General features: G+C 60.2%; 21 protein-coding genes. 10 read left to right on the forward strand and 11 right to left on the reverse strand.

The annotated features are described in order from the left end of the window. Positions 1-209: 209 nt before the first annotated feature. From AWB69_RS37945 to AWB69_RS37955, 3 genes are all read right to left on the reverse strand, one after another. Complete coding sequence (locus AWB69_RS37945; protein WP_062091920.1) at positions 210-1,397, reverse strand: NAD(P)/FAD-dependent oxidoreductase; 1,188 nt, start codon at positions 1,395-1,397, stop codon at positions 210-212. A 119-nt stretch (positions 1,398-1,516) separates the two neighbouring features. After that, entirely contained in the window at positions 1,517-1,909 is a 393-nt protein-coding gene (locus tag AWB69_RS37950; protein ID WP_062091921.1) for a RidA family protein, read from the reverse strand. 355 nt (positions 1,910-2,264) lie between these two features. Then, positions 2,265-2,867, reverse strand: a complete 603-nt coding sequence (locus AWB69_RS37955) for a helix-turn-helix domain-containing protein (RefSeq protein ID WP_062091922.1) — start codon at positions 2,865-2,867, stop codon at positions 2,265-2,267. 232 nt (positions 2,868-3,099) lie between these two features. Between AWB69_RS37955 and glnT the strand changes: the two genes are divergently transcribed. Genes glnT through AWB69_RS37975 form a run of 4 tightly spaced genes read left to right on the forward strand, consistent with a single transcriptional unit; the run spans position 3,100 to position 7,494 of the window. Beyond that, positions 3,100-4,512: a type III glutamate--ammonia ligase gene (gene glnT / locus AWB69_RS37960; RefSeq protein ID WP_082913768.1), complete on the forward strand. Its 1,413-nt coding sequence runs from the start codon at positions 3,100-3,102 to the stop codon at positions 4,510-4,512. An 11-nt stretch (positions 4,513-4,523) separates the two neighbouring features. Beyond that, positions 4,524-5,432 (forward strand): class II glutamine amidotransferase domain-containing protein, encoded by a 909-nt coding sequence (locus AWB69_RS37965; RefSeq protein ID WP_062091923.1) that lies wholly within the window; start codon positions 4,524-4,526, stop codon positions 5,430-5,432. After that, entirely contained in the window at positions 5,420-6,109 is a 690-nt protein-coding gene (locus AWB69_RS37970; RefSeq protein ID WP_062091924.1) for a GltB/FmdC/FwdC-like GXGXG domain-containing protein, read from the forward strand. Before AWB69_RS37965 ends, AWB69_RS37970 begins: the two co-directional genes overlap by 13 nt. Before the next feature lie 26 nt (positions 6,110-6,135). Continuing rightward, positions 6,136-7,494: an FMN-binding glutamate synthase family protein gene (locus tag AWB69_RS37975; RefSeq protein WP_062091925.1), complete on the forward strand. Its 1,359-nt coding sequence runs from the start codon at positions 6,136-6,138 to the stop codon at positions 7,492-7,494. A gap of 163 nt (positions 7,495-7,657) precedes the next feature. Here AWB69_RS37975 and AWB69_RS37980 read toward each other — a convergent pair whose 3' ends face one another. Continuing rightward, a complete protein-coding gene (locus AWB69_RS37980) occupies positions 7,658-8,563 on the reverse strand; it encodes a LysR family transcriptional regulator (RefSeq protein WP_062091926.1) in 906 nt (301 codons plus the stop codon). A 150-nt stretch (positions 8,564-8,713) separates the two neighbouring features. On the opposite strand from AWB69_RS37980, the gene AWB69_RS37985 reads away from it, so the two are divergent. Genes AWB69_RS37985 through AWB69_RS37995 form a run of 3 tightly spaced genes read left to right on the forward strand, consistent with a single transcriptional unit; the run spans position 8,714 to position 12,492 of the window. After that, the gene (locus AWB69_RS37985) at positions 8,714-10,120 is read left to right on the forward strand and encodes a M20 family metallopeptidase (RefSeq protein WP_062091927.1); all 1,407 of its coding nucleotides are present in this window, start codon (positions 8,714-8,716) and stop codon (positions 10,118-10,120) included. After that, a complete protein-coding gene (locus AWB69_RS37990; RefSeq protein WP_062091928.1) occupies positions 10,117-11,403 on the forward strand; it encodes an MFS transporter in 1,287 nt (428 codons plus the stop codon). The genes AWB69_RS37985 and AWB69_RS37990 overlap by 4 nt, the downstream gene beginning before the upstream one ends. Positions 11,404-11,427: 24 nt before the next feature. Next, complete coding sequence (locus AWB69_RS37995) at positions 11,428-12,492, forward strand: serine hydrolase domain-containing protein (RefSeq protein ID WP_407923076.1); 1,065 nt, start codon at positions 11,428-11,430, stop codon at positions 12,490-12,492. An 89-nt stretch (positions 12,493-12,581) separates the two neighbouring features. Here the strand turns inward: AWB69_RS37995 and AWB69_RS38000 are convergent, their stop codons facing one another. The 4 genes from AWB69_RS38000 to AWB69_RS38015 form a co-directional block, all read right to left on the reverse strand. After that, the gene (locus AWB69_RS38000; protein WP_062091929.1) at positions 12,582-13,385 is read right to left on the reverse strand and encodes a hypothetical protein; all 804 of its coding nucleotides are present in this window, start codon (positions 13,383-13,385) and stop codon (positions 12,582-12,584) included. Between the two features lie 105 nt (positions 13,386-13,490). After that, positions 13,491-16,493 carry a bifunctional diguanylate cyclase/phosphodiesterase gene (locus AWB69_RS38005; protein WP_082913766.1) on the reverse strand — a complete coding sequence of 1,001 codons (3,003 nt, stop codon included), beginning with the start codon at positions 16,491-16,493 and terminating at the stop codon, positions 13,491-13,493. After that, entirely contained in the window at positions 16,490-17,731 is a 1,242-nt protein-coding gene (locus tag AWB69_RS38010; RefSeq protein ID WP_062091947.1) for an ABC transporter substrate-binding protein, read from the reverse strand. The genes AWB69_RS38005 and AWB69_RS38010 overlap by 4 nt, the downstream gene beginning before the upstream one ends. 265 nt (positions 17,732-17,996) lie before the next feature. Further along, on the reverse strand, positions 17,997-18,908 hold the full coding sequence (locus tag AWB69_RS38015; protein WP_062091930.1) for a LysR family transcriptional regulator: 912 nt from the start codon (positions 18,906-18,908) through the stop codon (positions 17,997-17,999). Between the two features lie 92 nt (positions 18,909-19,000). On the opposite strand from AWB69_RS38015, the gene AWB69_RS38020 reads away from it, so the two are divergent. Beyond that, the gene (locus AWB69_RS38020; protein ID WP_062091931.1) at positions 19,001-19,975 is read left to right on the forward strand and encodes a zinc-binding dehydrogenase; all 975 of its coding nucleotides are present in this window, start codon (positions 19,001-19,003) and stop codon (positions 19,973-19,975) included. A 56-nt stretch (positions 19,976-20,031) separates the two neighbouring features. Here the strand turns inward: AWB69_RS38020 and AWB69_RS38025 are convergent, their stop codons facing one another. Both AWB69_RS38025 and AWB69_RS38030 read right to left on the reverse strand, forming a co-directional pair. Continuing rightward, complete coding sequence (locus tag AWB69_RS38025; protein ID WP_075644065.1) at positions 20,032-21,954, reverse strand: hybrid sensor histidine kinase/response regulator; 1,923 nt, start codon at positions 21,952-21,954, stop codon at positions 20,032-20,034. A gap of 187 nt (positions 21,955-22,141) precedes the next feature. Next, a complete protein-coding gene (locus AWB69_RS38030) occupies positions 22,142-22,897 on the reverse strand; it encodes a hypothetical protein (protein WP_062091949.1) in 756 nt (251 codons plus the stop codon). Positions 22,898-23,469: 572 nt separating this feature from the next. Here AWB69_RS38030 and AWB69_RS38035 point away from each other — a divergent pair. Both AWB69_RS38035 and AWB69_RS38040 read left to right on the forward strand, forming a co-directional pair. Beyond that, positions 23,470-24,126 (forward strand): peroxiredoxin, encoded by a 657-nt coding sequence (locus tag AWB69_RS38035; RefSeq protein WP_062091932.1) that lies wholly within the window; start codon positions 23,470-23,472, stop codon positions 24,124-24,126. A 194-nt stretch (positions 24,127-24,320) separates the two neighbouring features. Further along, positions 24,321-25,391, forward strand: a complete 1,071-nt coding sequence (locus AWB69_RS38040; protein ID WP_062091950.1) for a rhodanese-like domain-containing protein — start codon at positions 24,321-24,323, stop codon at positions 25,389-25,391. A gap of 8 nt (positions 25,392-25,399) precedes the next feature. On the opposite strand, the gene AWB69_RS38045 is transcribed toward AWB69_RS38040, so the two are convergent. Continuing rightward, the gene (locus AWB69_RS38045; RefSeq protein WP_062091951.1) at positions 25,400-26,842 is read right to left on the reverse strand and encodes a CHASE2 domain-containing protein; all 1,443 of its coding nucleotides are present in this window, start codon (positions 26,840-26,842) and stop codon (positions 25,400-25,402) included. Between the last annotated feature and the right edge of the window lie 11 nt (positions 26,843-26,853).

Raw genomic sequence — 26,853 nt, forward strand, 5'->3', positions numbered from 1 at the left:
GATAACCCCGCAGGACCGCCGCCCACGATCACGACGTCGTACTCCATGGATTCACGGGGACCGTACTGCTCGATGAGTGCTGCGTTATCCATTGTGTTTTATCGAAGGGCTATGTGATCTATCGCGACTGACACAAGCCGCGCACCCGGAGTTGGCATCGACGACCCGTTTCACGCAGACGGGAATTTTCGAGGTTACCGTCGAAACGATCAGGACACCGCACCTGAACCGTATTTGCCGACCAGCAACGCACCGCTCGCAAAACGATCGAGCGAGTACGGCGCGAGCGAGACGTCAGTAGTCTGTCCCAGCGCATGCTGCGCAAGAATTTTTCCGATCCCCGGTGACAGCTTGAAGCCATGCCCGGAAAAACCGAAGCCGACGGTCAGTCCTTCTATATCTCCAACTGGTCCGAGTACGGGATTCCAGTCCGGCGTGACGTCATACACGCCCGTCCACGATGAAGCGAGCCCCGCCATTTCGTAGGCGGAAAAGCGTTCGGCAACCTGCGCACCGACTTCACCAACATAGTCGAGCGAGATATCACCTTGCTCGGTTTCAGGAGCACTCAGCGTTTCTCCGACCACGCCTTCGGACACCAGCATCTGACTGCCGCCGTAGCTGCGGAAATAAAGCATGCCCGGCGAGCCGAGATCCTTGAAGGCGGGCATGCCGAATGTGTAGGGAGCACCGTCGCATTCCAGCGCGAGCACCGTATGCCGTTCCGGTTTGACGGGCAGCGGCACGCCAATCCACTCCGCGAGTTCCGGGGTCCAGATGTTCTGTGTGCTGATCAGCGTCCCGCAACTGAACGTGCCGGCCGACGTTTCGATGCCGGTCACCCGGCGGCCATTGCGTACGAGCCCGGTCACGGTTGTGTTCTCCATGATCTTCACGCCGCGCCGGCGAGCCGAGCGCGCGAAGCCGGTCGCGACCAGATAGGCATCGGCGAAACCCGCCTCGGGTTCGTAGCCGATCAAGGCGGCGTCGTCGAAGTGGGCAATCGGCAGCCGCTCGCGGGCTTCAGCCCTGGAGAGCAGTTGCACTTCGATACCCATGTTTTGCTGCGCGTCGAGCGAGGCTTGCAGCGGCGCGAGTTTGTCGCCTTCGGGCGCGCAGATCATATAACCGCACTTGACGAGACCGCACGAGGCTTCATCGTCGTCCACACAAGCGGCGAAGTTGTTGAACGCATGCCACGATGAACGCGCGAGCTCCACGTTCTGCCGCACGGAATAGTGCGTGCGCAAAAGTCCCGACGACTGCGAGGTCGTGCCGGCGCCGATCGTGCCGCGATCCACAACGAGCACGCTTTTCGCCCCGAGCGCCGCGAGATGATGGGCAACCGACGCGCCGATAACCCCGGCGCCGATCACGATGAAGTCGTAATGGCTCATGGCACTTCCTGAAAAAAGATCGATGAGCGGATTCTAAGGAGGCGACATGCTAAGCCGCTTTGCATTAGGCAAACTTATGCAGAGTGCACGGATCGCTGCAGACTTTTTTTGGCGGTGGTTCAAACGGCTGCGATGCAATCGATCTCTATGTCGAAATTTCCCGCCCATGCGGGCACGCAGACGAAGATCCGGGCAGGCGGGTCTTCGGGAAAATAGCGTACGTAGACCGCATTGATGGCCGCAAACTTCTCGACCGTCGTGCAATACACATTGCACTTCAAGACGTTCTCCAGTGACGACCCCGCCGTTTCGAGGCAAAGCTTCAGCTGCTCGAGAGCAAGCTCGGTCTGACGTTCAATCGATGCGTTGACGACCTCGCCCGTGTCGGGATCGAACGGGGGAAGGCCAGAAACATACAGGGTATCGCCATGTCGGGTCATGACGGAGGCGGGTGCGTTCCATCTTTCCAGATACGAGGAAAGGGGTTCGACGCGGATGATTTGTCTTTTCATTGGAACGCTCCTGCGGTGAGAGTCTCGGATGAATGCAGAGTACCCCTGACCTGGCGACCAACGTTTCAGCTTGTGATGAAATAAGCATGTTGCCGAGAGCGCGGACCCATCTCCCGACTCCCGCACGCTTTGCATAAGCGCTTGTGATGAACTTTATAAGCGGGCCACCCGGCAGTGTGCGTCGACGCACCAGGCAAGACAAACAGCGCACCGCCATAAGGCGGTCGCGTTTTCCATATGGCCGTGCGTGCCTTCTCCCATGCTCGCCAGATGGTTTCCTGCTATGAACTTTTAGTTCTCAAAGGGAAACGTGGCACGATCGTTGCATTGCTATATCGAAGAATGTCCGGAGTCTTTATTCGGCTGCAGCCGGCGGGTACAGGATGATCGACAGGAACTGGATGGGCATCTTGATGAGCTTCTCCGGACCGTGCGGAACATCGCCCTGGAACGTGAGGGTGTCGCCCGGATGCAGGACATAGGTTTGCTGGCCGTGCCGGTATTCAATCACGCCTTTCAGCATGTGAATGAATTCGGTGCCGGGATGCTCGAAGACCGGGAATCTCTCCGCTTCGTCATCCATCGTGATGAGGAACGGTTCGAAGAGTTTTTTGGGGCCCTGGTCATAGGCGAGCAGGTGGTAGGTATGACCGCGTTTGGTGCCCTTGCGGACCACCTCCATGCCTGCCCCCTTCTTGACGAACTGAGCGCCCCCGTCGGGAACGTCGTAGTTGCGAAATAGAGCTGACATTGACACGCCGAGGGCCTGGGCGATCCGGTTAAGCACGTCGAGTCCGGTCGAAGTCTGGGCATTTTCGATCTTCGACAGCATGCCGCGGCTGATGCCGGCCTGTTCGCAAACCTGCGCAATGGTCAGTCCATGGCGCTGGCGAAGTTCGCGGATGGTCGCACCAAGGTAATGCTCAAGCGGGTTCTTGCGGTCATCCTCGGTTTGCATTGCACGCCTCATGAGAAAACGGCAGGTTAGCAGATCAGTTGGGGTACGAACGCCGAGCTACGTTTGATGAGTTTCATGACATGAATTATTGTTGCATATCAATAAATTCATGAACATACTGCGAACTTGCTTGTGGATCGCCGCGATGGGTGACTTTCGAGTGGGTCGTAATCGGGCCATGCAAAAGGAGCATGGCTTTTTCAACCAACGATAGACGATGCAGGGAGTCACGATGAACCTGAACGATGGCAGCAACGCGCCGCTTACGGAGCTTGGCACGGAGTTCGGCACAGAGCTTGGTACGGTCCCGCGTTTTGAATCCGCGCGGGACGCGCAAAGCTGGCTCGTGCAGCAAGGCGTGAAATACGTGCTGGCGCAGTTCGTCGATATCCACGGCGTGGCCAAGGCCAAGTCGGTGCCGGTCGCGCACCTCGACAGCATTCTGACCGCGGGCGCCGGGTTCGCGGGTTTCGCGATCTGGGGCGTGGGCATCGAGCCGAACGGCCCGGACTTCATGGCGGTCGGCGATCTCTCCACCCTCACCACCGTGCCGTGGCAAAGCGGTACCGCGCGCATTGTCTGTGAAGGACATGTCAAGGGCGAACCCTGGGCCTACGACGCGCGCGTGACGCTAAAAAAGCAGATCACCCGCCTGACCGATCGCAAATGGACCTTGTTTACAGGGCTTGAACCGGAGTTCTCGCTGCTTAGGCGGTCGGTGACGGGCGTTATCGAGCCGTGCGACGCCAGCGATACGCTCGCCAAACCCTGCTACGACTACAAGGGTTTGTCGCGTACCCGCGCGTTCCTGGAAAAGCTCACCGAGTCCATGCGCGCGGCAGGTATCGACGTCTATCAGATCGATCATGAAGACGCGAACGGCCAGTTCGAAATCAACTATACGTACACGGATTGCCTGACTTCCTGCGATCACTTCGTGTTCTTCAAGATGGCGGCCTCCGAGATCGCGAACGAGATGGGCCTGATCTGCTCGTTCATGCCCAAGCCGTTCGCGAACCGCCCGGGCAATGGCATGCACATGCACATGTCGATTGGCGATGGCGCGAGCAATCTTTTCTCAGACAAAAGCGATCCGTCGGGCATGGGCCTGTCGAAGCTGGCCTATCAATTTACGGCCGGTCTGCTCGCTCACGCACCGGCGCTCACCGCGCTGTGCAACCCGACCGTGAACTCATACAAGCGGCTGGTGGTGGGCCGTTCGCTGACCGGCGCCACCTGGGCGCCCGCGTATATCAGCTACGGCGACAACAACCGCTCGACCATGGTGCGCGTGCCGGGCGAGCGCATTGAACTGCGTCTGCCCGACGGCGCGTGCAATCCGTATCTGGCGACGGCCGCCGTGATTGCGGCGGGTCTGGATGGCGTGGACCGCGAGTTGTCGCCCGGCGCTCCGGCTAATGAAAACCTCTACGAGTGGTCGCCGGCGAAGCTGCGGGAACATGGCATCGGCGTGTTGCCGCAGAACCTTGAGCATGCGCTGGACGCGCTCGAGAGCGACCGCCTGATCTGCGATGCGCTCGGTCCTGTCGCCGATGAGTTCCTCAAGCTCAAGCGCATGGAGTGGCTCGAATACATGCGGCATGTGTCGGATTGGGAAATGAAAAGCTATCTGGAATTTTTCTGAGGAGAAACACGATGTGCGGAATCGTAGGCTTGCTGGTGAAAACGCCGGCACTGCGCGAGCAGCTTGGCGCACTGATGGTGCCGATGCTGATCGGCATGACCGAGCGCGGCCCGGACTCGGCCGGCCTCGCGGTGTTTGGCGCGCCGCTGGACGCCGCCAGGCGAAAACTCAGCCTGTATTCGGGATTCACTCCTGAAGGCGACCGCTTCGACTGGAGCGGACTGACCGCCGCATTGAACGGCGCCATGAATGTGGACGCGCAGGTGGACGTGCAAGGCAATCACGCGATCCTGACCTTGCAGGGTGACCCGGAAGCCGTGAAGACCTGGCTGCGCGCTGCGTTCCCGAAGGTGTACCTGCTTTCCACGGGACGTTCGATCGATCTGTACAAGGACATCGGCACGCCGGCGCAAGTTGCCGCGCGCTATGACTTCGCGAACCTGAAAGGCTCGCATCTCGTGGGCCATACACGCATGGCCACCGAGTCGGCGGTCACGCCTGACCGGGCGCATCCGTTCACGGCCGGCGAGGATTTTTGCCTGGTGCATAACGGCTCGCTGTCGAACCCCTACGGCGTGCGCCGCATGCTCGAACCGCAAGGCATTCACTTCGATACCGACAACGACACCGAAGCCGCCTGCCGCTTTCTCGAGTGGCGGCTGCGCGAAGGCGATGAATTGCCGGTAGCGCTGCAAAAGGGCTTCGAGGAACTCGACGGTTTCTACACCTTCCTGATGGGCACATCGACGGAACTGGCGTTGATCCGCGATCCCTTCGCGTGCAAACCCGCGGTCGTGGCCGAGACCGATGACTATGTCGCAATCGCATCGGAATTCCGGTCGCTGGCGCACTTGCCCGATATCAAGCACGCCAAAGTGTTTGAGCCCGCACCCGAGGAGATGTACGTATGGAAAGCGTGATCTTTGACCTGGAGAAAGCGTCGGTCCGCGAGGTCAACCAGTTTCTTCATGGCGCGCCCGAGACGCTCGAAGGCCGCCACGTGACGGTCGTTTCGCCGAACGGTGCCCACAATCTGGCGGTCGGCGTGGATGCACCGGTGCAGGTGCTGATCGACGGGCATGCCGGCTATTACGCGGGCGGCATGAACAAACACGCGACGATCATCGTGGAAGGCAGTGCGGGCACGGGCGTCGCGGAAAACATGATGAGCGGCAAGGTTCACGTGAAAGGCTTCGCGTCGAATGGCGCGGGGGCATCGGCGCATGGCGGCCTGCTTGTGATCGACGGCGATGCCGGCCTGCGCTGCGGAATCTCGCTTAAAGGCGGCGACATTGTGGTCGGCGGATCGGTCGGCAGCTTCTCCGCGTTCATGGCGCAGGCGGGCCGCATGGTGATCTGCGGCGACGCAGGCGACGCGCTGGGCGACTCTCTCTACGAAGCCGTGCTGTATGTACGCGGGTCGGTGAAGTCGCTAGGCGCCGACGCCCAATACGAAGAGATGACCGACACCGATGTCTCGGTGGTTCGCGACCTGCTGAAAGCGGCGGGACTGAATCACGATCCGATGTCGTTCAAACGCATTGCTTCGGCGCGCACCCTCTACCACTGGAACGCCGGCGCGAACCAGGATTATTGACATCCCGTTCTTCTGAGAAGGTCCCCATGGAACCCAAACCGGTTCATTTCGCACGGCTGCAGCAAGAAGAGTCAGCAGGTTATGACCGCAGCACGATCGACTATATCCACGGCGCGGCACAGCGCGGACTGTACGAAATCCGCGGCCTCGGTGCGAAGCGCAAGGTGCCCCATTTCGACGACCTGCTGTTTCTCGGCGCGTCGCTCTCGCGTTATCCGCTTGAGGGCTATCGCGAGAAATGCGCGACAAGGACGGTGCTCGGTACACGCTTTGCAAAGAAACCCATCGTGCTGGATATCCCGATCACGATTGCAGGGATGAGTTTTGGCGCGCTTTCGGCCAACGTGAAAGAAGCGTTGGGGCAGGCCGCTACCGCGATGGGGACATCCACCACAACCGGCGACGGCGGCATGACGCAGGAAGAGCGCCGCTCGTCCAAGACGCTGGTGTATCAATGCCTGCCGTCACGCTATGGCTGGAATCCCGACGACGTGCGCCGCGCCGACGCAATTGAAGTGGTGATCGGGCAGGGCGCGAAGCCGGGCGGCGGCGGCATGTTGCTTGGGCAGAAGGTCAACCCGCGTGTGGCCGCCATGCGTACGCTTCCCGCCGGCATCGACCAGCGTTCGGCGAGCCGTCATCCGGACTGGACGGGTCCCGATGATCTCGCGATCAAGATCCAGGAGCTGCGCGAGATCACGGATTGGGAAAAGCCGATCTATGTGAAGGTCGGCGCAACGCGCACCTTTAACGACGTGAAGCTTGCCGTCCATGCAGGCGCTGACGTGGTCGTGATCGACGGGATGCAAGGCGGCACCGCCGCGACCCAGACGTGTTTTATCGAGAACGTCGGCATTCCAACGCTGGCGGCTGTCCGTCAGGCGGTGGATGCGCTCGAGGACCTGAACATGAAAGGGCAGGTGCAGTTGATCGTGTCGGGTGGGATTCGCACGGGTGCGGACATTGCAAAGGCGCTGGCGATGGGCGCGGATGCCGTGGCGATCGGACAAGGCATGTTGATGGCGCTCGGCTGCAACAGCGATACCTATTTCCAGAACGGTGGCCTGCATTCGGCTGCGGCTGACTATGCAGCGCTGGGCACATCGGCGGGTTTTTGCCATCACTGCCATACCGGCAAATGCCCGGTCGGCGTCACCACGCAAGACACGTTGCTGGAACAGCGCGTGCAGCCGGAAGAAGGCTCACGCCGGGTACGCAATTACCTGAAGACGCTGAACATGGAACTGACGACCATCGCGCGGGCTTGCGGCAAGCAGAATGTCCATCACCTGGAGCCTGAGGATCTGGTTGCGTTGACGGTCGAAGCGGCTGCGATGGCACGGGTGCCGCTCGCCGGTACTTCATGGATCCCGGGTTTGACCTGAGTAACAACGCCTGAGTAACAACGCCTGAGTAACAACGCCTGAGTAACAACGCCTGAGTAACAACGCCTGAGTAACAACGCCTGAGTAACAACGCCTGAGTAACAACGCCTGAGTAACAACGCCTGAGTAACAACACCTGAGTAGCAACACCTGAGTAGTAACATCAGTCCAGGCACGTTGGATCCTGAATCGCTGTGATCAGCAGTTCGAGAAGCGCGGCCACGGCCTTGGGCAGCGTACGCCCGGCCATGGTCTGAACCTGGAGTGTCCGCTGGTGCAGTTCAGTGTTGCTGATGGGCACGATCGCCAGGTTGTCCGGCTTGAGGCGGCTGCGCACGGTCAGGTAACCGACCAGCGTAACCGCCTTCGTTTGTTGCACGAAGCTCTGCAGTGCGCTGCCGTAGTTGCTTACGAACACGGGCTCGAAGCTCAGGCCTTCAAGGCTGCAGGCGATATCGAATAATTGTCTGACGGTCACGCCTTCGTCGAATATCGCCAGCGGCCAGGATTTCAAATCGGCTAACGAGACGGAGGACTGCTGCGCCAACGGATGGTCCTGGCCGACCAGTGCGAAGATGGGCGCCCGATGCGCGTAATGCACGCTGACGTCCTTTTCCGGCGCAACGCTGAAGCACACGGCAATGTCCGCGGTGCCGTCACGCACCCGCTGCGTGGCTTCGGTCGGCGTGTCCACATCGAGTTGAAAATGCGCCGCCGGCCAGGTCTTCAGGAAGTGGGCGAAAACTTGCGGCAGGAAATCCCGGGCAACGCCTTCGGAACTCGACACGCGAATCGTCGCGCGACGGTCCGTCGTCAAGCCGCGAATCTCTTCGGTGACCCGATCCTGCTCCATCAGGCTGCGATGCGCATGCGCGGCCAGGAGGCGTCCCGCCTCGCTCAGCACCATGCCTCGCGGCCGCCGCTCGAACAGCGGTACACCCATCTCGTCCTCCAGCTTTGCAATCTGCCGGCTCAGCGCCGACACGGCCACGAACAGACGCTCGGACGCCTTGCTTAGCGATCCGCTTCGGGCGACTTCCAGAAAATAACGCAGCGCGGTGGTTTGCATGACATGGCCTCATTGGAGCTTTGCCGTTTCGGCAACGCACTCTGCCAAATATTGTCATTGTCCATAAATATCGGCGGTATCAAGATCGCGTCATCGATTTCCCGGACCAGAAGACCCTACGCCTTTGGCGTGCTTCATCGGAGACCAGAAGTGACACGCGAGTCCGCTATTCAAGCTGCAGCCGGTCTGTACGATTCCGGCGTTTTTCTCGAAGACCTGCGTCGCCGCGTGGCAATGCGCACCGAAAGCCAGGAGCCGGAAAGCGGCCCCTTGCTGAGCGCGTATCTCAGCGAGGAGATCACGCCTCTCCTGGCCGAACTCGGTTTCACCTTCCGGCTCGTCGACAATCCCGCCAAGGGCGCAGGGCCGTTCCTGGTCGCTCATCGTCATGAAAGCGATGATGTGCCGACGGTCCTGACCTACGGGCATGGCGACGTCGTGCGGGGCTACGACGCGCAGTGGCGCGACGGCATGTCGCCGTGGCAGGTCACCGTTGCCGGCGATCACTGGTACGGACGCGGCACCGCCGACAACAAGGGCCAGCACAGCATCAACCTGGCCGCGCTCAAGGCCGTGCTCGGCGCGCGGGGCGGACGGCTCGGCTTCAACCTGAAGCTGCTGGTGGAAACCGGCGAAGAGGTCGGCTCGCCGGGCCTGCATGCGGTGTGCGAGATGCTTCGCGACGAATTGAGCGCCGACGTATTGATTGCCTCCGATGGCCCGCGCCTGGGCGCCGCGCACCCGACAGTCTTTCTCGGTTCCCGAGGCGTGGTGAATTTCAAGCTCGATGTGAACCTGCGTGAAGGCGGCCATCATTCGGGCAACTGGGGCGGCTTGCTGCGCAATCCGGCCGTGGTGCTGGCGAGCGCGATTGCGTCGATGGTCGATGCCAACGGGCGCATCCTGGTTGAAGGCCTCAGGCCGCCCGAAGTGCCGCAAGCGGTGCGGCGCGCGCTGGAGGGCATTACCGTCGGCGGCAATCCGGGCGAACCGGAAGTCGACACCGGTTATGGCGAACCCGGCCTCACGCCGGCTGAACGTGTATTCGGCTGGAACAACATGGAGGTGCTGGCGTTCCGGACCGGCAATCCCGAGAAGCCGGTCAATGCAATCCCGCCGCACGCATTCGCGTACATGCAGATCCGCTTCGTGGTCGGAACGGACTGGAAAAACCTCGAGCAGATCGTGCGTCGCCATCTGGATGAACGAGGCTTCGAGAGGGTCAGCGTCGAGGTCGACCGGGGTACGCCCGCCACGCGCGTGGACCCCGACAACGCCTGGGTGCAATGGGCCGTGCGCTCGCTTAAGCAGACCACCGGCCGGGCGCCCGTGCTCCTGCCGAACCTGGGAGGCACGCTGCCCAATGATGTCTTCTCGGACATCCTCGGCATGCCCACGCTATGGGTGCCGCATTCGTATCCAGGCTGCTCGCAGCACGCACCCAACGAGCATTTGCTTGGAAGTGTCGTGCGTGAGGGGCTGTGCATCATGGCCGGGCTGTTCTGGGACCTGGGCGAATCTGACCACCCCGGCTTCGTGCGGAGGAGCGCCCGATGAGCACCGACTCCGCCGCCGCCGTTTTGCCCACAACACGACGACATGCCAGCATTTACAAGCTGATTGTCGCGACATCCATTGGCAATGCGCTCGAGTTCTACGATCTCGTGGTCTATGGCTATTTTGCATCGACGTTATCGAAACTGTTCTTTCCGACCACCGATAAAACCGTGTCGCTGCTGCTGACGCTCGGCACCTTTGCGCTCTCATATCTTGCGCGCCCGGTCGGCGCGTTCGTGCTGGGATCGTACAGCGACCGCAAAGGCCGCAAGGCGTCACTAACGCTTTCCATCGCCATGATGACGCTCGGGACCGGCATGGTCGCGCTGATGCCCGGCTACGCGACCATTGGTCTCCTTGCGCCCATCGGCATCTTCGCGTCGAGGCTGTTGCAGGGATTTTCGGCGGGCGGCGAGTTCGGCAGTTCCACGGCTTTCCTCACCGAGCACGCGCCCGCGCGCAGCGGTTTCATGGCGAGCTGGCAGTTCGCGAGCCAGGGCGCGAGCGTACTGGTTGCATCGGCGTTCGGCGCGGTGCTGACGAGTACGCTTACACCGGCGCAACTCGAAGGCTGGGGCTGGCGTATTCCATTTTTGTTCGGCATCCTGATCGGTCCGGTGGGTTGGTATATCCGCCGTCATGTCGATGAAACCCCGGAGTTCGAACGCACGGAACGTTCCGCTTCGCCCATTCGCGAAGTGATGACCACGCAGAAGGAACGGATGCTGGTGTGTATCGGTTCACTCGTGCTGACGACCACGGCGAACTACATGCTGCTCTACATGCCGACGTACGCAAGCAGGCAGCTTGGGCTTGCGCCTTCGTATGGATTTATCGCGACGCTGGCGGCGGGTTTTATCGTGATGGTGCTGACGCCGATGGTCGGCCACTGGTCGGATAAAGTGGGCCGCACCCGTATCATGCTCGGCGCGGGCTCGGTATTCTTCGTGACCATTTATCCGGCGTTCATGTTCATGAATGCGCATCCGTCGCTGCTGACGTTGCTTGCCGCGGTCATCTGGGTCGCGGTACTGAAAGCCGTCTATTTCGCCCCCATTCCCGCGTTGATGTCGGACCTGTTTCCGGTTCGCACACGCACCACCGGCATGGCGGTCGGCTACAACGTGGGCACGACGGTCTTCGGCGGTTTCACGCCGCTTGCGGTGGCTTCGCTGATTGCGGTCACCGGCAATAACCTGGCGCCCGGCCTCTATCTGATGCTCGCGGCCATCATCAGTCTCTTCACGCTGCTGTGGGCGCGAACGCGCCTGAAAGTGCATTGAACCGTTGGATGAAATTTTCTGGACATGACCGATATGAAGGATTTGCAGCAAGCCATACAGTTCGCGATAGATCATGAATCGCTGTGGGACCGCAATGTCGACGGCGCCTGGGGCGTGCATGTGAACGACCCGCCGCCGTGGAACCGGCTGCTGGGCCCGGTGCACGATCGCGGTCCCGTTTCCGGTGCGATTTCCGTCGATGGCAAGGTGCTCACGACCTGGGGAGAACCGGATCGGGCCGACCTGACGTTCAGCATCGCCAAGACCTACCTTGCCTTGCTGGCGGGCGTGGCGTTCGACCGCGGCTTGCTGCCGGACGTGAGCGAGCCGGTGCATATACGCGTACCGGGTATTGGCTTCGATGATGAGCACAACGCCCGCATCACCTGGGCGCATCTGCTTCAGCAGACGAGCGAATGGCGAGGCGAGTGCTTTGGATTGTCAGACCAGGCGGACCATTTTCGTGCAGTGACCTTCGGCCGTGCGCCCGATGGCAAGAAGGGTGACCTGCGGCAAGTGCAGGCGCCCGGCACGTATTGGGAATACAACGACGTCCGCATCAACCTGTTCTCGCTGGCGCTGCTGCATTTGTTCGGCCGGCCGCTGCCGGAGGTGTTTCGCGAGGCAATCATGCAGCCGCTTGGCGCCAGTGAAGACTGGCAATGGGTGGGATATGACAATGCCTGGATCGAACTCAACGGGCAGCGCATGCAATCGGTGCCGGGCGGGACGCACTGGGGTGGCGGACTGTCGATCAGCGCGAACGATCAACTCAAGGTCGCGCGTCTTTTTATCGATGACGGGCTGGTGAACGGGCGCCGGATCATCTCGCGTGAATGGCTCGCGCGCATGCGAACGCCTTGCGCGCTTGCGCCGTACTACGGTTATCTCGTGTGGCTCAATCATGAGCGCCGCGTGTTTCCGAGCGTGCCGGCGTCGAGCTATTTTGCAATTGGCGCGGGCAGTTCGTTCACCTGGATCGAACCTGAACGAAAGATGGCGGTGGTGGTCCGCTGGCTGAATTCCGCTCACGCCGACGAGTTTTTCGGACTGGTGTTGAAAGGCGTGGATGAGGTCGTGGGGCGTTGAACAACTAGCGATCATGGCGAAGGGCAACGAGCGATCCGGGAAGATCGCCGTTGCTCCTTGCTTCAACTCAGCTCGCAACCCAGCTTATTTCAAGGCTTCGCGTCCTCTGCTGCTGGATCCTTGGGTGGAGCAAAGCGGCTCTGTATGGCGACAAGCTGGTCATCGGTAGTCGCCACCAGCCACAGACGTGCGTGCTGCACGATCAGGCGGTTGTGATCCTTCAACGGACCCATGGCGCTGGCAGCTTTCCATACCACCGGGCCAATCTTGCTTTTTCTGCCCGATGGCGCGCCTACCAGCAGGCAGTAAGGTCCCAGCGGAAGAGAGACGTAGGGAAGTCCCGGGTTGGTACGTGTGCGCCAGTCGATGAAAGGCGTCTCGCTGATCAGCAGCGGCGTGGGCAATCCGTACAGCACACTGAAATCGTATAGCGCCAGTTGTTCGCGCATGCCGACATAAATGCGCCGGATGTCGTCGACAACCGCCGCGCGGATTTCGTCGTCGAACATGGCCTCTTCTGCATAGCGCGCCGTTGCCTCGCGAGCCTCCAGTTGATATGCGCTGTAGAGGCCGAGTTCCACACAGTCCTGCACTGCGCGCTGGACCTCCGCGACGGAACCGGCGTCCTCCGGCGTGCCTGACTGCGCAGCCCGCAGAAACCGCGCAAGTCCCGCGTCAAGGATCGCCGGGCTCTCCGCAGACACACCGGTTTCAGCGTTCTTATCGAGGGGCACGTAGATATATTGCTCGGCTGCGAAATGCGATTTCTTGCCTTCGTCAAACTTGATTTCGCCATCAGTGCAGTCCAGATAGCGAGTCCCAATTCGACCATGTTCCCAAACCCAGTTCTTAAGGAACGGGCGGAGTGGATGCAGTTTGTCTTGTTCGGCCATTGAAACCTCCAGGGAGGCCAGTATAGTTCCAAGTCGCCGATTGTCCATCGAGAAGCCGGGTGGCCGGAGCGCTTGCCTGCCAATCAACAAAAGTGCAGGGCGGACTTATGCCGAAAGTCCGCCTGCATGTTCGGTGCACGGTTCGTCGCGCTGAGGGACAACGCAGGAATGACCCGCCGCACCCTCCCCAACGTTCGGCCATACCAGCACCTCGAATTGATCAGGCGCAACCGGTTCGGAATACAAGAAACCTTGGGCAAAATCACACCCCACGGAGATGAGGAAATCACGTTGCTCGATTGTCTCCACCCCTTCCGCAATGACCTGTAATCCCAGTTTGTGTGCGAGCACGACCATTGCTTCGCAAAGCGCCTGATTGTCCGCGTCGAAGGAGAGGTTCTGGACGAATGAACGGTCGATCTTGAGGTAGTCAATGTCGAAGCGCTTGAGATAGGCGAGGGACGAATAACCCGTCCCGAAGTCGTCGATCGAGATCCGGATCCCCGCATCGCGGAAGGTCAGGAGTTTCTCGTTCAATCCGGCGTCCAGTAACAAGCCCTCGGTTATTTCAACCGCAACACTCTCCCCGGGCATGCCTTCCCGAATGAGATAGTCGGACCATTGGGTGCAAACCATGCTGTCCTGACGAATCTGCACGGGAGACATGTTGACGCTGATCTGGAAAGACGGATGGAACCGGTTGCGCCATTGACGGACCTGATGCACGGCCTGCTTGAACACCCAGTCGCTGATTGGAACAATCAGCCCGGTGTCTTCAGCCAATGGAATGAACTCCACCGGGCTGATCGTGCCGCGTTCGGGGTGCTGCCAGCGGATCAGTGCCTCGGCTTTGTAAATGTCGCCGGTCGCCAGATGAGCGATGGGCTGGTAATGGACCTCGAACTGGTCGCCATGCAGGGCGGCACGCAGATCGTTCATGAGACGCCGGCGATTTTCCGCCGCCACTTGCAAGTCAGGCGTGAAGTAGCTGAAACGGTTGCGCCCGGCGTTTTTGGCGGCGTACATGGCCTGGTCGGCGTTCTTGAAAAGAACATCAAGTTCGCTTGCGTCGTTGGGGTAAAGCGTGACGCCGGCGCTGGCGGAAATGAACGCCTCATCCGGGCCGAGCTTGAAGGGTTCGGCCAGCGTCGTGATGATGGTCTTCGCGATTCGCTCAATACTTTCGGTGTCGTCCAGATTGGACAGGATGACGGTGAACTCGTCACCGCCAAGACGAGCGACGGTGTCGGATTCGCGCACGCATGAAGTGATGCGGCGGGCAGCCTCGATCAGCAGGATGTCCCCTGTGTCGTGTCCGAGGGAGTCATTGACCTCCTTGAAGCGATCCAGGTCGATCAGCATCAACGCCATGGACCGTCCGGAACCATGTGACATCCTGGCTTCATGGTCGAGACGCTCATGAAACATCTGACGGTTCGGAAGCTGGGTCAGCGCATCGAAATTGGCCTGTCTCCAGATGGTCGCCTCGAATGCCATCCGGTCCGATAAGTCACGACCGATAGCCAGCACGGAGTTCACCTTGCCCGACCGGTCAATCTCCGGTGTCAGGCGGATATGAGCGCATTGTTCCTGTCCATCCTTGCTGGACCATCTCAACTCGAATTGCCCGCTTTTTCCGCTTGAGATGGCTTCGCTTATCTTCTTCTCATAGGTGAGGGCATTGGCGCCGCCGGGGATCTCCGAGGGCCGCTTGCCGAGCGATTCGCCGAGGCTGCGCCCCACCGACGCACAGAAGGCGGGATTGGCGTAGATGCGGCGGAGGTCGCGGCCGTAGCGGGTGATCGTGTCCGGCGAGTTCTCGATCAACGTTCGCGACTCCTGCTCCCTCGCGACGAGTTCTGCCGTTCGATTGACGACAGTCTGCTCGAGGGAGGCATTGATCTCGTTGATCTTCTGGATCTTCTGCCTGATCGCCGCACTCATTCTTTCAAAACGCTGCGCCAGCCTGCCTAGTTCATCCTTACCGCCTGCATCGCCGTGCGCTTCTGCAAGCACCTCCGCCTCGGCTCCCGCGTCGTTACCTGTATCGTGCATCTTTCGCACGAGTTCTTTCAGCGGCGCCGATATGCTGTGTGAAATGAAGTAGGCCAGGAAGATGGAGAGCAGGAACCCCGAGATGCCGACCAGCACGATCTGGTTGCGCACGGACTGGGCTTCCGCCATCAGCTTCTTTTCCGGAACCGTGCTGACCACAAACCATGTCGTGCCGGGAATGCTGGTGTACGCGGCAAGATAACGCTCCCCGTGCTTGCCCTCGAAGTCGACGAAACCACCCGGCTCGTGTGGCGCGTTGCTTGCGATCTTTGCGATCAGGCCGGGTACGATTGTCCCGTCGGGGTTCGTGGAGGTGCCGTCGGCGCGGACAATCAGCTTCTTGTTGCTGGCATCGATAACACAGATTTCGGTTCCGCTCCCCAAGGCGACGTCATTGAAAATGGTCGAGAAATGTTCGGGGCGAATCACCAGGACCAGCGTGCCGATGCGCCGGTTGTTACTCTTGCCTATGATGGCACGCACCATGCCGAGGTTTTGCTGGCCAACGCCGTTGTCGTAACTGCCCCAGTAAGGGCGGCCGTTCCGATCGGGAGCCAGCTCCACCAGGCCCATCACACCCCGGGTCAGTTGCGCGAACGCCTGGGTGTCCAGGATGCGGTTGTTCTTGTCGAGCAGGTATTTCTGGTTGATGAAATCAACCGATCCGTAGTGCTCCAGGAGCAAGCGGGTCATATCCTGGTGCGCTTCGCTCTGTTCTTTTGCGCTGCCGTGCGCGACCCTTGTAAGTGCGCCCTGAACCTGATCGGAGAGTACAACCACGCTGCTTTCCGTCTCGATCTGCTCCATGAGCAACGAGATGTTCCTGGACACCTGCTTGACCATCTCCTTCGAGAATATCTCCGCCTTGTCCTTGATCGCTTCGGTCGACTCTGCATATGATATGTAGCCCGAAATAAGTATGGGTATCAGGGAAAGCAGAATGAATGCGGTGATCAGCCGGTAACGAATTTCGATCCGGCGCAGCAGATCCAGCGAGAGGTACGCGAACGCGCTTCTCAGCCTATTTAGCAACGCACCAATGAGTAAGCTCATTTGTAGTGCATCTTCGCTTCGTTCTTGACGGACTCGTCCAGGAGTTTGGCCGCCTGCCTGGGCGTGATCTTCTTGAACAGCACATCCTGCATCAACCGATGCACCCGCTCGATCGAGTTGGAGGGGAGAACCGAATAGTACGGGCTGGAGGTCACCGGATAGCGACTGACCCCGTTCGTGTAGTCAACAATCTTCTGGTCGCTCACAATCTCTCCCGGGACTTGCTTGAATGGGGGGATGTTCTGGCGTTTCCTTTGCAGGATCGAGAACCCCTTCCCGGCGATGAATTCGAGAAAACGCATTGCTGCGGCCTTGTTGGGAGTCTCGCACACCGCAAACCCGGTTTCACTGCCAATGACAGGTACCACCCGCTCGCCGGGCGCGTTCCAGGGCGGAATAAACACGCCGACGTTGAAAGGATTGCCGTGCAGCAACAGGCCGGCAGCCCAACTGCCGTGAAACGCCATCGCGACCTTGCCTTCCTTGAACAGCCGTATGCCTTCATCGTAATCCGTCGCCATGAATCCGTCCTGAACGTAACCACGGTCCGGCATCAGCAGGATCTTGGCAAAGATATCGGCAACCTGAGGCGTGTTCAGATCCAGCGTGCCGTCGCCCATTTTCCGCTTCCAGTCCGGCTCGCGCGTTACCATGTTGTTGGCAAAGCCAGAACTGAAGGGGCCGTTGCCGAGCATGTTCGGAAAACCTCCGTTCCACATGATTGGTGTAAAGCCCGCCCGTTTGAGCTGCTCGCAAATCGTCAGGAATTCGTGGAAATTGGTTGGCAGTTCCTTAATACCCGCCTTCGCGAACATGGCCTGGTTGTAATAGATCAGCGTCGTAGCCACGCCGCCGGATATTCCAAAACTCCTGGATTGGCGACTGGTCCAGTCTCCCTTGAGAGGATCCAGCATGTTGTTCCATGCCGCTGTCCCGCTGACGTCTGCCAGGATGTGTTGATCGGCCAATTCAGCCGAGTAGGCATTAGGGTTGACACTTAGCAGATCAGGCAAATTGCCGGAGGCGATCCGGGGCTTGATATTTTCTTCGACCGAATTGCCGATCATGAACTGCACATTCACGCTTATGTCCGGATTGAGCCTGGTGAATTCAGCGGCAATCTGGAGCATCTGCTCCGGCCAGTCCGGCGCCCATATCAACGCGGTAATAGTGGTCCTGGCCGGCGCGGTTGCACTGGAAGAAGAGGGGGCTTGCTGGTGACAACCGGACAACGACATGAGGATGAGGCTGACCAGACCAGACAGCAGGAGGGCAAACTCAATTCGTCGCACGTGAAGGGCCATTTTATGGTTTCGGGATAAATCGGCCCGGCTTCAGGAGGCACTTTGGACCCACCTGAAGCCAACCGTTGGAACTTGCGTGGCGAAAGAGCCAATGGCATGACCAGGGTGGCGTCTTTGCTGCGGTAACAATGCAACGGTCGGACGGATTGAATGGGGCAGTGTCTGGACTGCATATCGGCAATACGCGTCAATACTTTAACTAAGGGGACCCGGGATTTCCCCGGCCTGTCTCCTGTTCCAGCAGCTGAATCCAGAGTTTCTGTGCAACGGGCCCGTGAGCGGTGTCCCGACGGCGCGCTGCGTAGTGCTTGAGCGTGGCGCCGCGCAGATGCCTTCCTTCCAGCGACACCAGCCGATGTTCCCGGAGGTCGCCGGCCACAAGGTGAGACGGCATATGGCCCCACGCCAGCCCTTGCACAATCAGTTCACGCTTCATCAACTGGTCAGGCACGGTACAGGTCGGCGCGCCCTCGATCAGGTAGTAATTGGCGTCTGATGGCTGCGTGCTCGTGTCACGAATGACGCACTGCACATAGGGCCTCAAATCATCGGGCGTGAGCGATTCGTCAAGAGGCTGCTGGAGAAACCCAGGTGCTGCGACCGGCACCAGTTTCACTTCGAAAAGTTCGATGCTTTCGATCGCCGGCGACGGTTTGTCGAGGTGATGAAAGATCAGTTCGCAATCGCCATTGCGCAGCCGTTCCCACGGGCCGCTTATAGCCTCGAACAGCAACGTCAGGCGTGTGCCTGTATGGCTCTCAAAGAACCGTCTCAGCAGACCCAAGGTCTCCGGCAAAGGACACAGGTCACCCACGACCACACGCAACTCGGCCTCTTGCCCGGCAGCGAGCTGGGCGGCTTCTCGCCGCAGATTTTCATATTGACGAAGAAATACTGCCGCCCGCGAGCGAAACGCGGCGCCTTGCTCTGTGAGCGAGACCCGATACCCGGCCCTGTTCAGCAGCACCATGCCTACCTGCGCCTCCAGCGCCGTCACAGCCGCGTGGACGGTCGGATGCGTCCGGTTCAGACGCGCTGCGGCCGCGGCAAAGCTCCCCTCGGTCACTAAAGCCTCGAAGCATTGCAACTGTAAAAGCGTGGGTTCATTCATTGTAGGATCTGACTTCAATCTTTGTCGAAACATCGTAATTTATTTCGATGATGACCGATCCTACCATTCGTTCTCCCATTGAGGAGATCGACATGAAGGCAATTTCGAGGAAAGGATTTGGTGGTCCGGAAGTGATGGAAGTCGTCGATGTGCCGGAGCCTGCGGTGAGGCCGGGTTGTATCCTGATTCGCGTTCGTGCATTTGGCCTGAACCGGGCCGAACTCTATATGCGTCGCGGATTGTGGGGGGACGTGGCAGACATTGGCGGCATCGAATGTGTTGGGACCGTTGTTGCGGATGCGACGGGGGTTCTCCGAGAGGGCCAGACGGTCATGGCATTGATGGGCGGAATGGGACGAACGATCAACGGTAGTTATGCTGAGTACGTCGTGGTACCTGCCTCCAATGTCATAGCCGTTGAAACCACACTTGACTGGGGAATTCTCGCTGCACTGCCGGAAGCCTATGCGGTTGCCTGGACGTGCCTTCACCGGAACCTGGAATTGAAGGCCGGGCAGCGACTCGTCGTACGCGGGGGCACGTCGAGCCTGGGACAGGCGGCTATCGACATCGGTAGCCAGCTCGGTGCCGATGTGATTGCGACCACCCGTCGATCAGGCAGCGAAGCTTTGCTGCGTTCGCTTGGCGCTGCACATGCGGTGACGGCGCAGGAGGATTTGCTTGCGGCGCCGGGTTGGCCAGGCGGCAAGGCTGACGCGGTGCTCGATCTCATCGGAAACAGCACGGTTCTGGACTCATTGCGCGCAACGCGCCGGGGCGGTCGTGTCTGCCTCGCGGGGTTTCTTGGAGGGCTTGCCCCTCTCGCCGGGTTCAATCCGCCCGGTCAGATGGCAAGCGGTGTCCAGATGAGTTTTTTTGGAAGTTTTATCTTCGGGACTCCGGAATTTCCGCTGTCGGACGTACCAATGCAGCAGATCGTGGATTTCGCGGCGGGTGGTTTGTATCGAGGCCGGCCAACGCGTGTATTTGGCCTGACCGAGGTGCCGGGGGCTCACGAATTGATGGAGCGCAATGAGGCGAGAGGAAAGTTTGTTGTACTGATCTAGGAGGCTTCCGGGGAATCGCGACCGGCGGAACCGGGTTACGCCCACTTCAATGGCCGCTACGAGGCGCGCAGCACCTTGGCCAGCTCTGCCAGCCGGTAGGGTTTGGATATAAAAGTGAAGTCGCCGAGCTCACCATGATCCCGGCGCAGCGCCAACAGCGGAAAGCCGGAAGCCAACACGATTTTCACAGCAGGATAGTCCCGCCTCACAAGGGCTGCCAGCTCAATGCCGCTCATTCCATGCCCCATCACGACATCGCTGAAAAGGATATTGATGGCGGGGTTCTTTTTCAGTATTTCAACCGCATCCGATGCGTTACTGGCCACCAATACTTCATAGCCGATACTTTGGAACAACTCGGAGGCCGCGCCCAGCAAGTCGGGTTCGTCTTCGACCAGCAAGACGGTTTCGACCGACAAACGGCCGGCATACTCGATTGCGGCGTTTGCCTCGTCTTCGACTTTGGGCAGATAGAGCTCAATGGTCGTGCCTTCGCCCTCGACGCTTCTGATCACAATGTCGCCGCCCGACTGGGTGATGAATCCATATACCTGGCTCAAGCCGAGGCCTGTTCCGCGTCCGGGCTCCTTGGTAGTGAAAAACGGATCCAGAGCGCGCGACACCACAGCGGGTGACATGCCCGTTCCGGTGTCTGCGATAGAGATCCTGACGTACGCACCAGCGGGAAGCGTGCCGACCATGCCGTGCTGAAGTTCGACGATCTCCGTGCCGACTACGACTGTCCCGCCATCGGGCATTGCGTCGCGCGAATTCGCCACGAGATTGAGGAGCGCGGCCTCAAATCGCGGACCATCCAGCAGGACCGTTGGCTTTTCGGAAGCAAGCTTGACCTGACACCTGATCGACGCATTTCCGACACGCTGCAGCATGGGTTCGAACTCGCTGATCAGTGCATTGAGATTAACCTTCTCGATTTTCAGCGGTTGCTGGCGGGCGAACGAGAGAAGCTGCTGGGTGAGCGATGCGCCACGATCAATAGCGCGTTGCATCGTCTGGATCATCTTGACGTCCAGATGCGTTCGCGACTGGGCGGCGAGCACCTGTAAACCGTTCGACAACACGGCCAGCAAGTTGTTGAAATCGTGTGCCACCCCGCCCGTCACCTGACCGATGGCCTCCATCTTCTGTGCATGGGCAAGCGCCAGATTGGCCTGCTCCAACTCCGCCGCTGCCCGCCTGGGTTCGGTCACATCGCGAGTGATCTTTGCGAAGCCGACAAGCGTCCCGGATTCGTCCCGGATTGCATCGACGATCACGTGAGCCCAGAATTGGCTTCCGTCCTTGCGAACGCGCCAGCCTTCGAGTTCCACACGACCTTCCTTGGCTGAGATGGCCAGCGTCCGGGCAGGTGTCCCGGCCGCTCGGTCCTCCTCGGTATAAAAACGCGAGAAGTGCTTGCCGATGATTTCGGCCGCTCGATATCCCTTGATGCGCTCGGCGCCGGCGTTCCAGCTGATGACATCGCCTGCCGGAGACAGCATGTAGATTGCATAGTCCGTCACGCCCTGGACGAGGAGGCGGAACTGTTCTTCGCTCTGGCGCAACGACTCCTGCGCAACCTTGCGCTCAGAGATGTCGCGCGTTATTTTCGCAAACCCGACCAGGGTGCCCGTCGCGTCGCGAATCGGGTCAATGACGACATTCGCCCAGAAGCGCGAACCGTCCTTGCGCAAACGCCATCCTTCGGCCTCGAACGTTCCGCGTTCGGCGGACTTGTCCAAAGCCTTCTGAGGCAATCCCGATTGCTTGTCTTCGTCAGTGTAAAAAAGGGAGAAGTGCCTCCCGATGACCTCGCTCGCCGTGTAGCCCTTGAAGCGCTGCGCACCGGCGTTCCAACTGACGATAATGCCCTCGGTGTCCAGCATGTAGATGGCGTAGTCCTTCACGCTGGTGACGAGCAACTCGAATCGCTGCGCGTCGGAAAGTGCGGTCAGCGACCGGTCATGAGAATGGGTCATTGTCGGTGTGCGCAAGGATCAGTAGGTCGGGCATGACGTTCGAACCATTGTAACGTCAGCCGATGGTCGGGTCCGCAGGACCGGTTCGAGCTGCGGGTTCGACCCGATGGAGGCTTCGATCCAGTGAAACAACAGCACAGGATTCAGCATGACGGCGTGGCGTCGCGCCGAAGTGGCACTCCCCGGTTCACATCATGCCGCCGGTGGTGCTGCCGGCGCCGCCCGTGCTGGATGAAGGTGTTGACGTCGCCGTGAGTGGATGAGCGAGACCCGCCGCCGACAGCAGCGAGACAGCGGCGGGATCGGGCATGCCATTGGCGTCGATAGCGCCCGCTGCCGCCAGCGCGCCGAGATCACTGTCGACGCCTGCTTGCCCGACAAAAAACGGTGTCGTCAGAAATGCCGGCGCCGTCAGCGTGAGCGCATAGCGCTGCTGCAGATTCGTGACGGTTGCCGATTGCGCAGCCAGCACGTCGGCCTGGTTTGCGAGCACCTGCTGGAACTGTGAGTTGTTCGGGAAGCCCGTAATCAGGCTGGTCTCGTTCGTGCCGAGTTGCGACGCGAGGTAGACGAGCATCAGCTCGGTCTCAGGCGTCGTATTGAAAGTGCCGCCGGCAAATGCCACTGAATGCAGGGCCGTGCCGCCGGAAGTCACGGTGACGATGCAGGGAAGCGTGGCGTTAAACGTAATGCTGTAGTGTCCACCGCCGTCTGACAGGGTGGAGCCCGAGCCCTGGGCACAACTGAAGCTGACCGCCGCACTGGCGAGTGCCGTGCCGGTGGCGGCCGTGCCCGATATGGCGATGTTTGGCGCCACGCTGGCGCCGCCACAACCGTCCAGGCCGACACAGACACTTCCGCCGCACGCGGCGAGCGTAACCAGCGAAGTCACGCAAAGCGCAGCCAGCGCCGGGCGAAGGAAACACGCATTGTCAGTGCTCATGGTCAGGGTCGCCTGCCGTTGATAGAAAGGGATAGGACGACTGGCCCCACGCAAGGGGACCGGCGCCACTTGCAATTTTAAGCCCGATGTCCCGGGGCTGTTCGCCGCGCTAATCACCCACGCGAGTACAGACTCCTTCGGCGTATAGATCAGGCATTGGAGCAATTCCACGCACGTTGCAATGCAGCGAACGGCGAGGTTGAAGTTGTCATCTGCGTAAGGACTGAATCGAATTGCGAGTCCCATCTCTTCGGAGTGCAAGCGAATGTGTCGTCACAACGGCGGATCGGCGGATTAACCCTGCACTCTGGCTACAGTGAAAGGCTTTTTGTTCTACGCTATATAAGGGACCTGCAGCGCGTGCCGATGTCTGTCCCGCATCAAGGCTGGTGGGGAAAAGCTTCTGAACGAGTTGCGCCCGCAGAGGGTCCTCCCGCGCGATACGGTGCTAGCGGCTGGCGGGTGGTTTCAAGTCAGACCAATCACTTGACTCAACGCCCAAGGCAACCCGGGCGACGCGGCTCGGTCCGCGGCACGAGTACCTGCGGGCTCCCACACAATGGAGACTGATGATGTCGATTCGACTAGGAGAAGACGCACCCGATTTCACTGCCGAAACCACTGAAGGGACAATCCATTTTCACGAATGGATAGGCGACCAGTGGGCGATCCTGTTTTCGCATCCGAAGGATTTCACGCCTGTTTGCACCACGGAACTGGGGTACATGGCCGGCCTCAAGCCAGAATTCGATAAGCGCAATACAAAAATCATCGGGCTCAGCATCGATCCCGTCAGCGACCACGAGAAGTGGCTCAAGGATATTGCGGAGACACAGGGCCACGAGGTCAGCTACCCGCTGATCGGCGACCCGGACCTGACTGTCGCGAAGCTCTACGACATGATTCATCCGGAGGCGAGCGGCGGCGGCCCGCGCACCGCGGCAGACAACGCGACCGTACGTTCGGTGTTTCTCATCGGGCCGGACAAGAAGGTCAAAGCCATGCTCGTCTACCCAATGAGCGCAGGCCGCAATTTCGACGAAGTGCTGCGGCTGCTAGATGCGCTGCAGCTCAACGCGAAACACTCGGTGGCGACGCCGGTGAACTGGAAGCCGGGTGAAGACGTGATCATTCCCACATCCGTTTCCAACGATGCCGCGATGCAAAAATACCCGCAGGGTTTCAAGACCGTCAAGCCTTACCTGCGATACGTTGCGCAGCCGAAGTAAAACGCTCGTTGATTGGAGCGGCGAGCGCCTGACAGTCCCCAAGTCCGGCGCCGGATGTGAGTCCGGGCGCGTCCCTGTGCCCGGCCTTCTGAACGGGCGGCGCGTGATTCGATTGCTTGCAGGACAGGTTGGCGATGCGTCATGGGCAGCAATCCTTAAGTGCTCGCACAGGCGGGCCACGGAGCGAAATTGTGTTGACCTTCCGCCAGCTATTCGATCAGCAATCGTCAACCTACACGTATCTTCTGGCGGATAGCACAACACGCGAGGCTGTGCTGGTCGATCCGGTATTTGAACAGGTGCGCCGGGATACTGCCCTGATCGAAGAGCTTGGATTGCACCTGCTTTACACAATCGACACCCACGTCCACGCCGATCACGTGACCGGTGCATGGATGCTGAATCGTCGTACAGGTAGCCGGATTGCAATCTCGGCTGCGAGCGGCGCCGAAGGCGCGGACCGTTACCTGAGTCATGGAGACAGGGTCGAGTTCGGTACGCGGTACCTGGTAGTACGTGCGACACCGGGTCATACCGATGGCTGCATCACACTCGTACTCGACAACGAGACCATGGCGTTTACCGGCGATTGCCTGTTGATCAGGGGCACTGGCCGCACGGATTTCCAGCGCGGTGACGCGCACGTCATGTTTCGCGCGATCCACAACCACATTTTTACGCTGCCCGCCGCGTGCCTGCTTTATCCGGCTCACGACTATCGCGGCTTGACGGTCACCAGCGTGGCCGAGGAGCGGCGCTTCAATCCACGCCTTGGCGGTGAACTGTGTGAAGACGATTTCACCGGATACATGACGAACCTGCACCTGCCGCATCCGAAACAGATCGACGTAGCCATGCCCGCGAACCTGAAATGCGGTCTGGCGGCCAGCAACCCAGCGCAGATGACGGAGCCCGAGTGGGCGCCGCTGACATGCAGCTTTGCGGGCATCTGGGAGATCAATGCCCAGTGGCTCGAGGAAAATCTGCGTGCGGTCGAGATCGTCGACGTGCGCGAGCCCGACGAGTTCAACGGGCCGCTGGGGCGCATCCCCGCAGCCACGCATATTCCCTTGGGTGACCTGGCCGGGCGCGCCGCCGAACTCACGAAGGAACGCCCGATCGTGACTGTCTGCCGGGCCGGTGGACGCTCGGCACAAGCGACGATCATGCTGCGACAGGCCGGATTCGAGCGGGTCGCCAACCTTGCCGGCGGCATGCTCCGCTGGCGCGCAGAAGGCCGTGTCGTCGAAAACGGCAGCATGTGACGGTATCGTCATCCGGGCGGCGTCCGCGCTTCTGTTCCGCTTCGCTCACCGAAGTGGAGCAACGAGGGTGCGAAGAAGCAGCCCATGACTGCGGACAGGATGATGAAGATCGAGGCTGCATCGACCAGCAGTCCGAAACGTATGAAAATATAGAAGCAGCAAAAAAGATTCAGCAGATGAAGGAAGACACCCAGAATGGTGGAGCCCTTGGGGACGGCTCTTAGAAATACCGAAAACCTTGATTGGGTGCGGGGCACATACCAGATGATCAGTAACCCGAACGTCATGATGAAGGCGCTTTCTGCCCATTTAAGCCAGGTGGGGCGGCGCAGGAAACGCCCCTCGAAAATCGTCTCTATGACTTGCGCCTGAACTTCGATACCCGGCACCAGTTCCCCCAACGCGGTCGTGCGCATGTCGGTCACGCCGGTGCCGGTCAGTCCGACCAGCACCAATTTGTTCCGGAACCGTTCCGGATCGACTGTTCCCTGCAGGATGTCGCGTGCCGACACGTAGCGGTTCAGCGTCGAGCGGATGGAGGCGAAATGCAACCAGATGTCACCGCCGGGCTGCGTGGGCACCTGCGCATCCGCGACACCCACCGCCTGCACGCCCGACGCGTCGGCGAAGACATCGATTGCCGATGAACCCGTGGCGAGGCGGAACATTTCCATCGGCAAACCGGGGACCAGTTTCTCTCCCAAACCCATGACGAGGGGAATACGCCGGACCACGCCTTGTTCGAGCGCCACGCTCAGCATCGCCTGACCATGGGCCGCCTCCTGCAATTCGGGCAGGCTGGCGAGCACATAGTCGAACCGTTGCACGCGGGCGAGCGGGTCGGTGCCATGCACGAGGATCGGCGCGCTTCGCAGGTCAGTGCTGGCGGCGAAGGTGGGGTGATCGAGTGCCGCGGCACCCAGTATGGTCGGCGCTGCGCGCAACGACCTGGCGAGAATGGCTTCGTGACTGGGAAGCGCCCGCAAGCCGGCGGCGAGAGCCGCTGCCGTTGCCGGCAGGTTGCCGGCCACCTTGTCGGGAGAGGTCTGGTCCGGCTCCGGCATGTAGATGTCGAGACCGATAGCCAGCGGTTTCAGTGCCGCAATGGCATCGACCAGGCTCGCTAGTCTGTTTCGCGGCCATGGCCATTGACCGACGGTTGCCAGCGTCGCGTCGTCAATCTCGACAATGGTCACGGGCTGGGCCGCCGGAATTCGCGGGAAGCGGCGTTGATACTGGTCGAACAGAAGTTGCCGGGCTGTTTTAAAGGAATCAGGAAGCGTCTCGTCAAGCGCGGCCACAAAAGCCGGGCGCGGTATGTTGCTGGGCCACTCGCTGGACAGGTTGACCAGGCTCAGGCCGAGCAGGACCACCAGTGCCGCCGGACGCCCCTGGGCCGCCTTAAGCAGATCCCTGATCCTGGCCAGCCATAGGTCGTAGTAGCGTTTCATCAAGGGAAAGC

This window comes from Caballeronia udeis (assembly GCF_001544555.2).
Lineage (GTDB): Bacteria > Pseudomonadota > Gammaproteobacteria > Burkholderiales > Burkholderiaceae > Caballeronia > Caballeronia udeis.

Bases quoted from the DNA above. Each gene is read 5' to 3' on its own strand.
- AWB69_RS37950 (WP_062091921.1), bottom strand. From the start codon at position 1,909: ATGAAAAGACAAATCATCCGCGTCGAACCCCTTTCCTCGTATCTGGAA.
- glnT (WP_082913768.1), top strand. From the start codon at position 3,100: ATGAACCTGAACGATGGCAGCAACGCGCCGCTTACGGAGCTTGGCACG.
- AWB69_RS38020 (WP_062091931.1), top strand. From the start codon at position 19,001: ATGAAGGCAATTTCGAGGAAAGGATTTGGTGGTCCGGAAGTGATGGAA.
- AWB69_RS38010 (WP_062091947.1), bottom strand. From the start codon at position 17,731: ATGTCGTTGTCCGGTTGTCACCAGCAAGCCCCCTCTTCTTCCAGTGCA.
- AWB69_RS37980 (WP_062091926.1), bottom strand. From the start codon at position 8,563: ATGCAAACCACCGCGCTGCGTTATTTTCTGGAAGTCGCCCGAAGCGGA.
- AWB69_RS38035 (WP_062091932.1), top strand. From the start codon at position 23,470: ATGTCGATTCGACTAGGAGAAGACGCACCCGATTTCACTGCCGAAACC.
- AWB69_RS37945 (WP_062091920.1), bottom strand. From the start codon at position 1,397: ATGAGCCATTACGACTTCATCGTGATCGGCGCCGGGGTTATCGGCGCG.
- AWB69_RS37995 (WP_407923076.1), top strand. From the start codon at position 11,428: ATGACCGATATGAAGGATTTGCAGCAAGCCATACAGTTCGCGATAGAT.
- AWB69_RS38025 (WP_075644065.1), bottom strand. From the start codon at position 21,954: ATGACCCATTCTCATGACCGGTCGCTGACCGCACTTTCCGACGCGCAG.
- AWB69_RS38015 (WP_062091930.1), bottom strand. From the start codon at position 18,908: ATGAATGAACCCACGCTTTTACAGTTGCAATGCTTCGAGGCTTTAGTG.
- AWB69_RS38045 (WP_062091951.1), bottom strand. From the start codon at position 26,842: ATGAAACGCTACTACGACCTATGGCTGGCCAGGATCAGGGATCTGCTT.
- AWB69_RS37990 (WP_062091928.1), top strand. From the start codon at position 10,117: ATGAGCACCGACTCCGCCGCCGCCGTTTTGCCCACAACACGACGACAT.
- AWB69_RS37970 (WP_062091924.1), top strand. From the start codon at position 5,420: ATGGAAAGCGTGATCTTTGACCTGGAGAAAGCGTCGGTCCGCGAGGTC.
- AWB69_RS37955 (WP_062091922.1), bottom strand. From the start codon at position 2,867: ATGCAAACCGAGGATGACCGCAAGAACCCGCTTGAGCATTACCTTGGT.
- AWB69_RS37975 (WP_062091925.1), top strand. From the start codon at position 6,136: ATGGAACCCAAACCGGTTCATTTCGCACGGCTGCAGCAAGAAGAGTCA.
- AWB69_RS37965 (WP_062091923.1), top strand. From the start codon at position 4,524: ATGTGCGGAATCGTAGGCTTGCTGGTGAAAACGCCGGCACTGCGCGAG.
- AWB69_RS38005 (WP_082913766.1), bottom strand. From the start codon at position 16,493: ATGAGCTTACTCATTGGTGCGTTGCTAAATAGGCTGAGAAGCGCGTTC.
- AWB69_RS38000 (WP_062091929.1), bottom strand. From the start codon at position 13,385: ATGGCCGAACAAGACAAACTGCATCCACTCCGCCCGTTCCTTAAGAAC.
- AWB69_RS38030 (WP_062091949.1), bottom strand. From the start codon at position 22,897: ATGAGCACTGACAATGCGTGTTTCCTTCGCCCGGCGCTGGCTGCGCTT.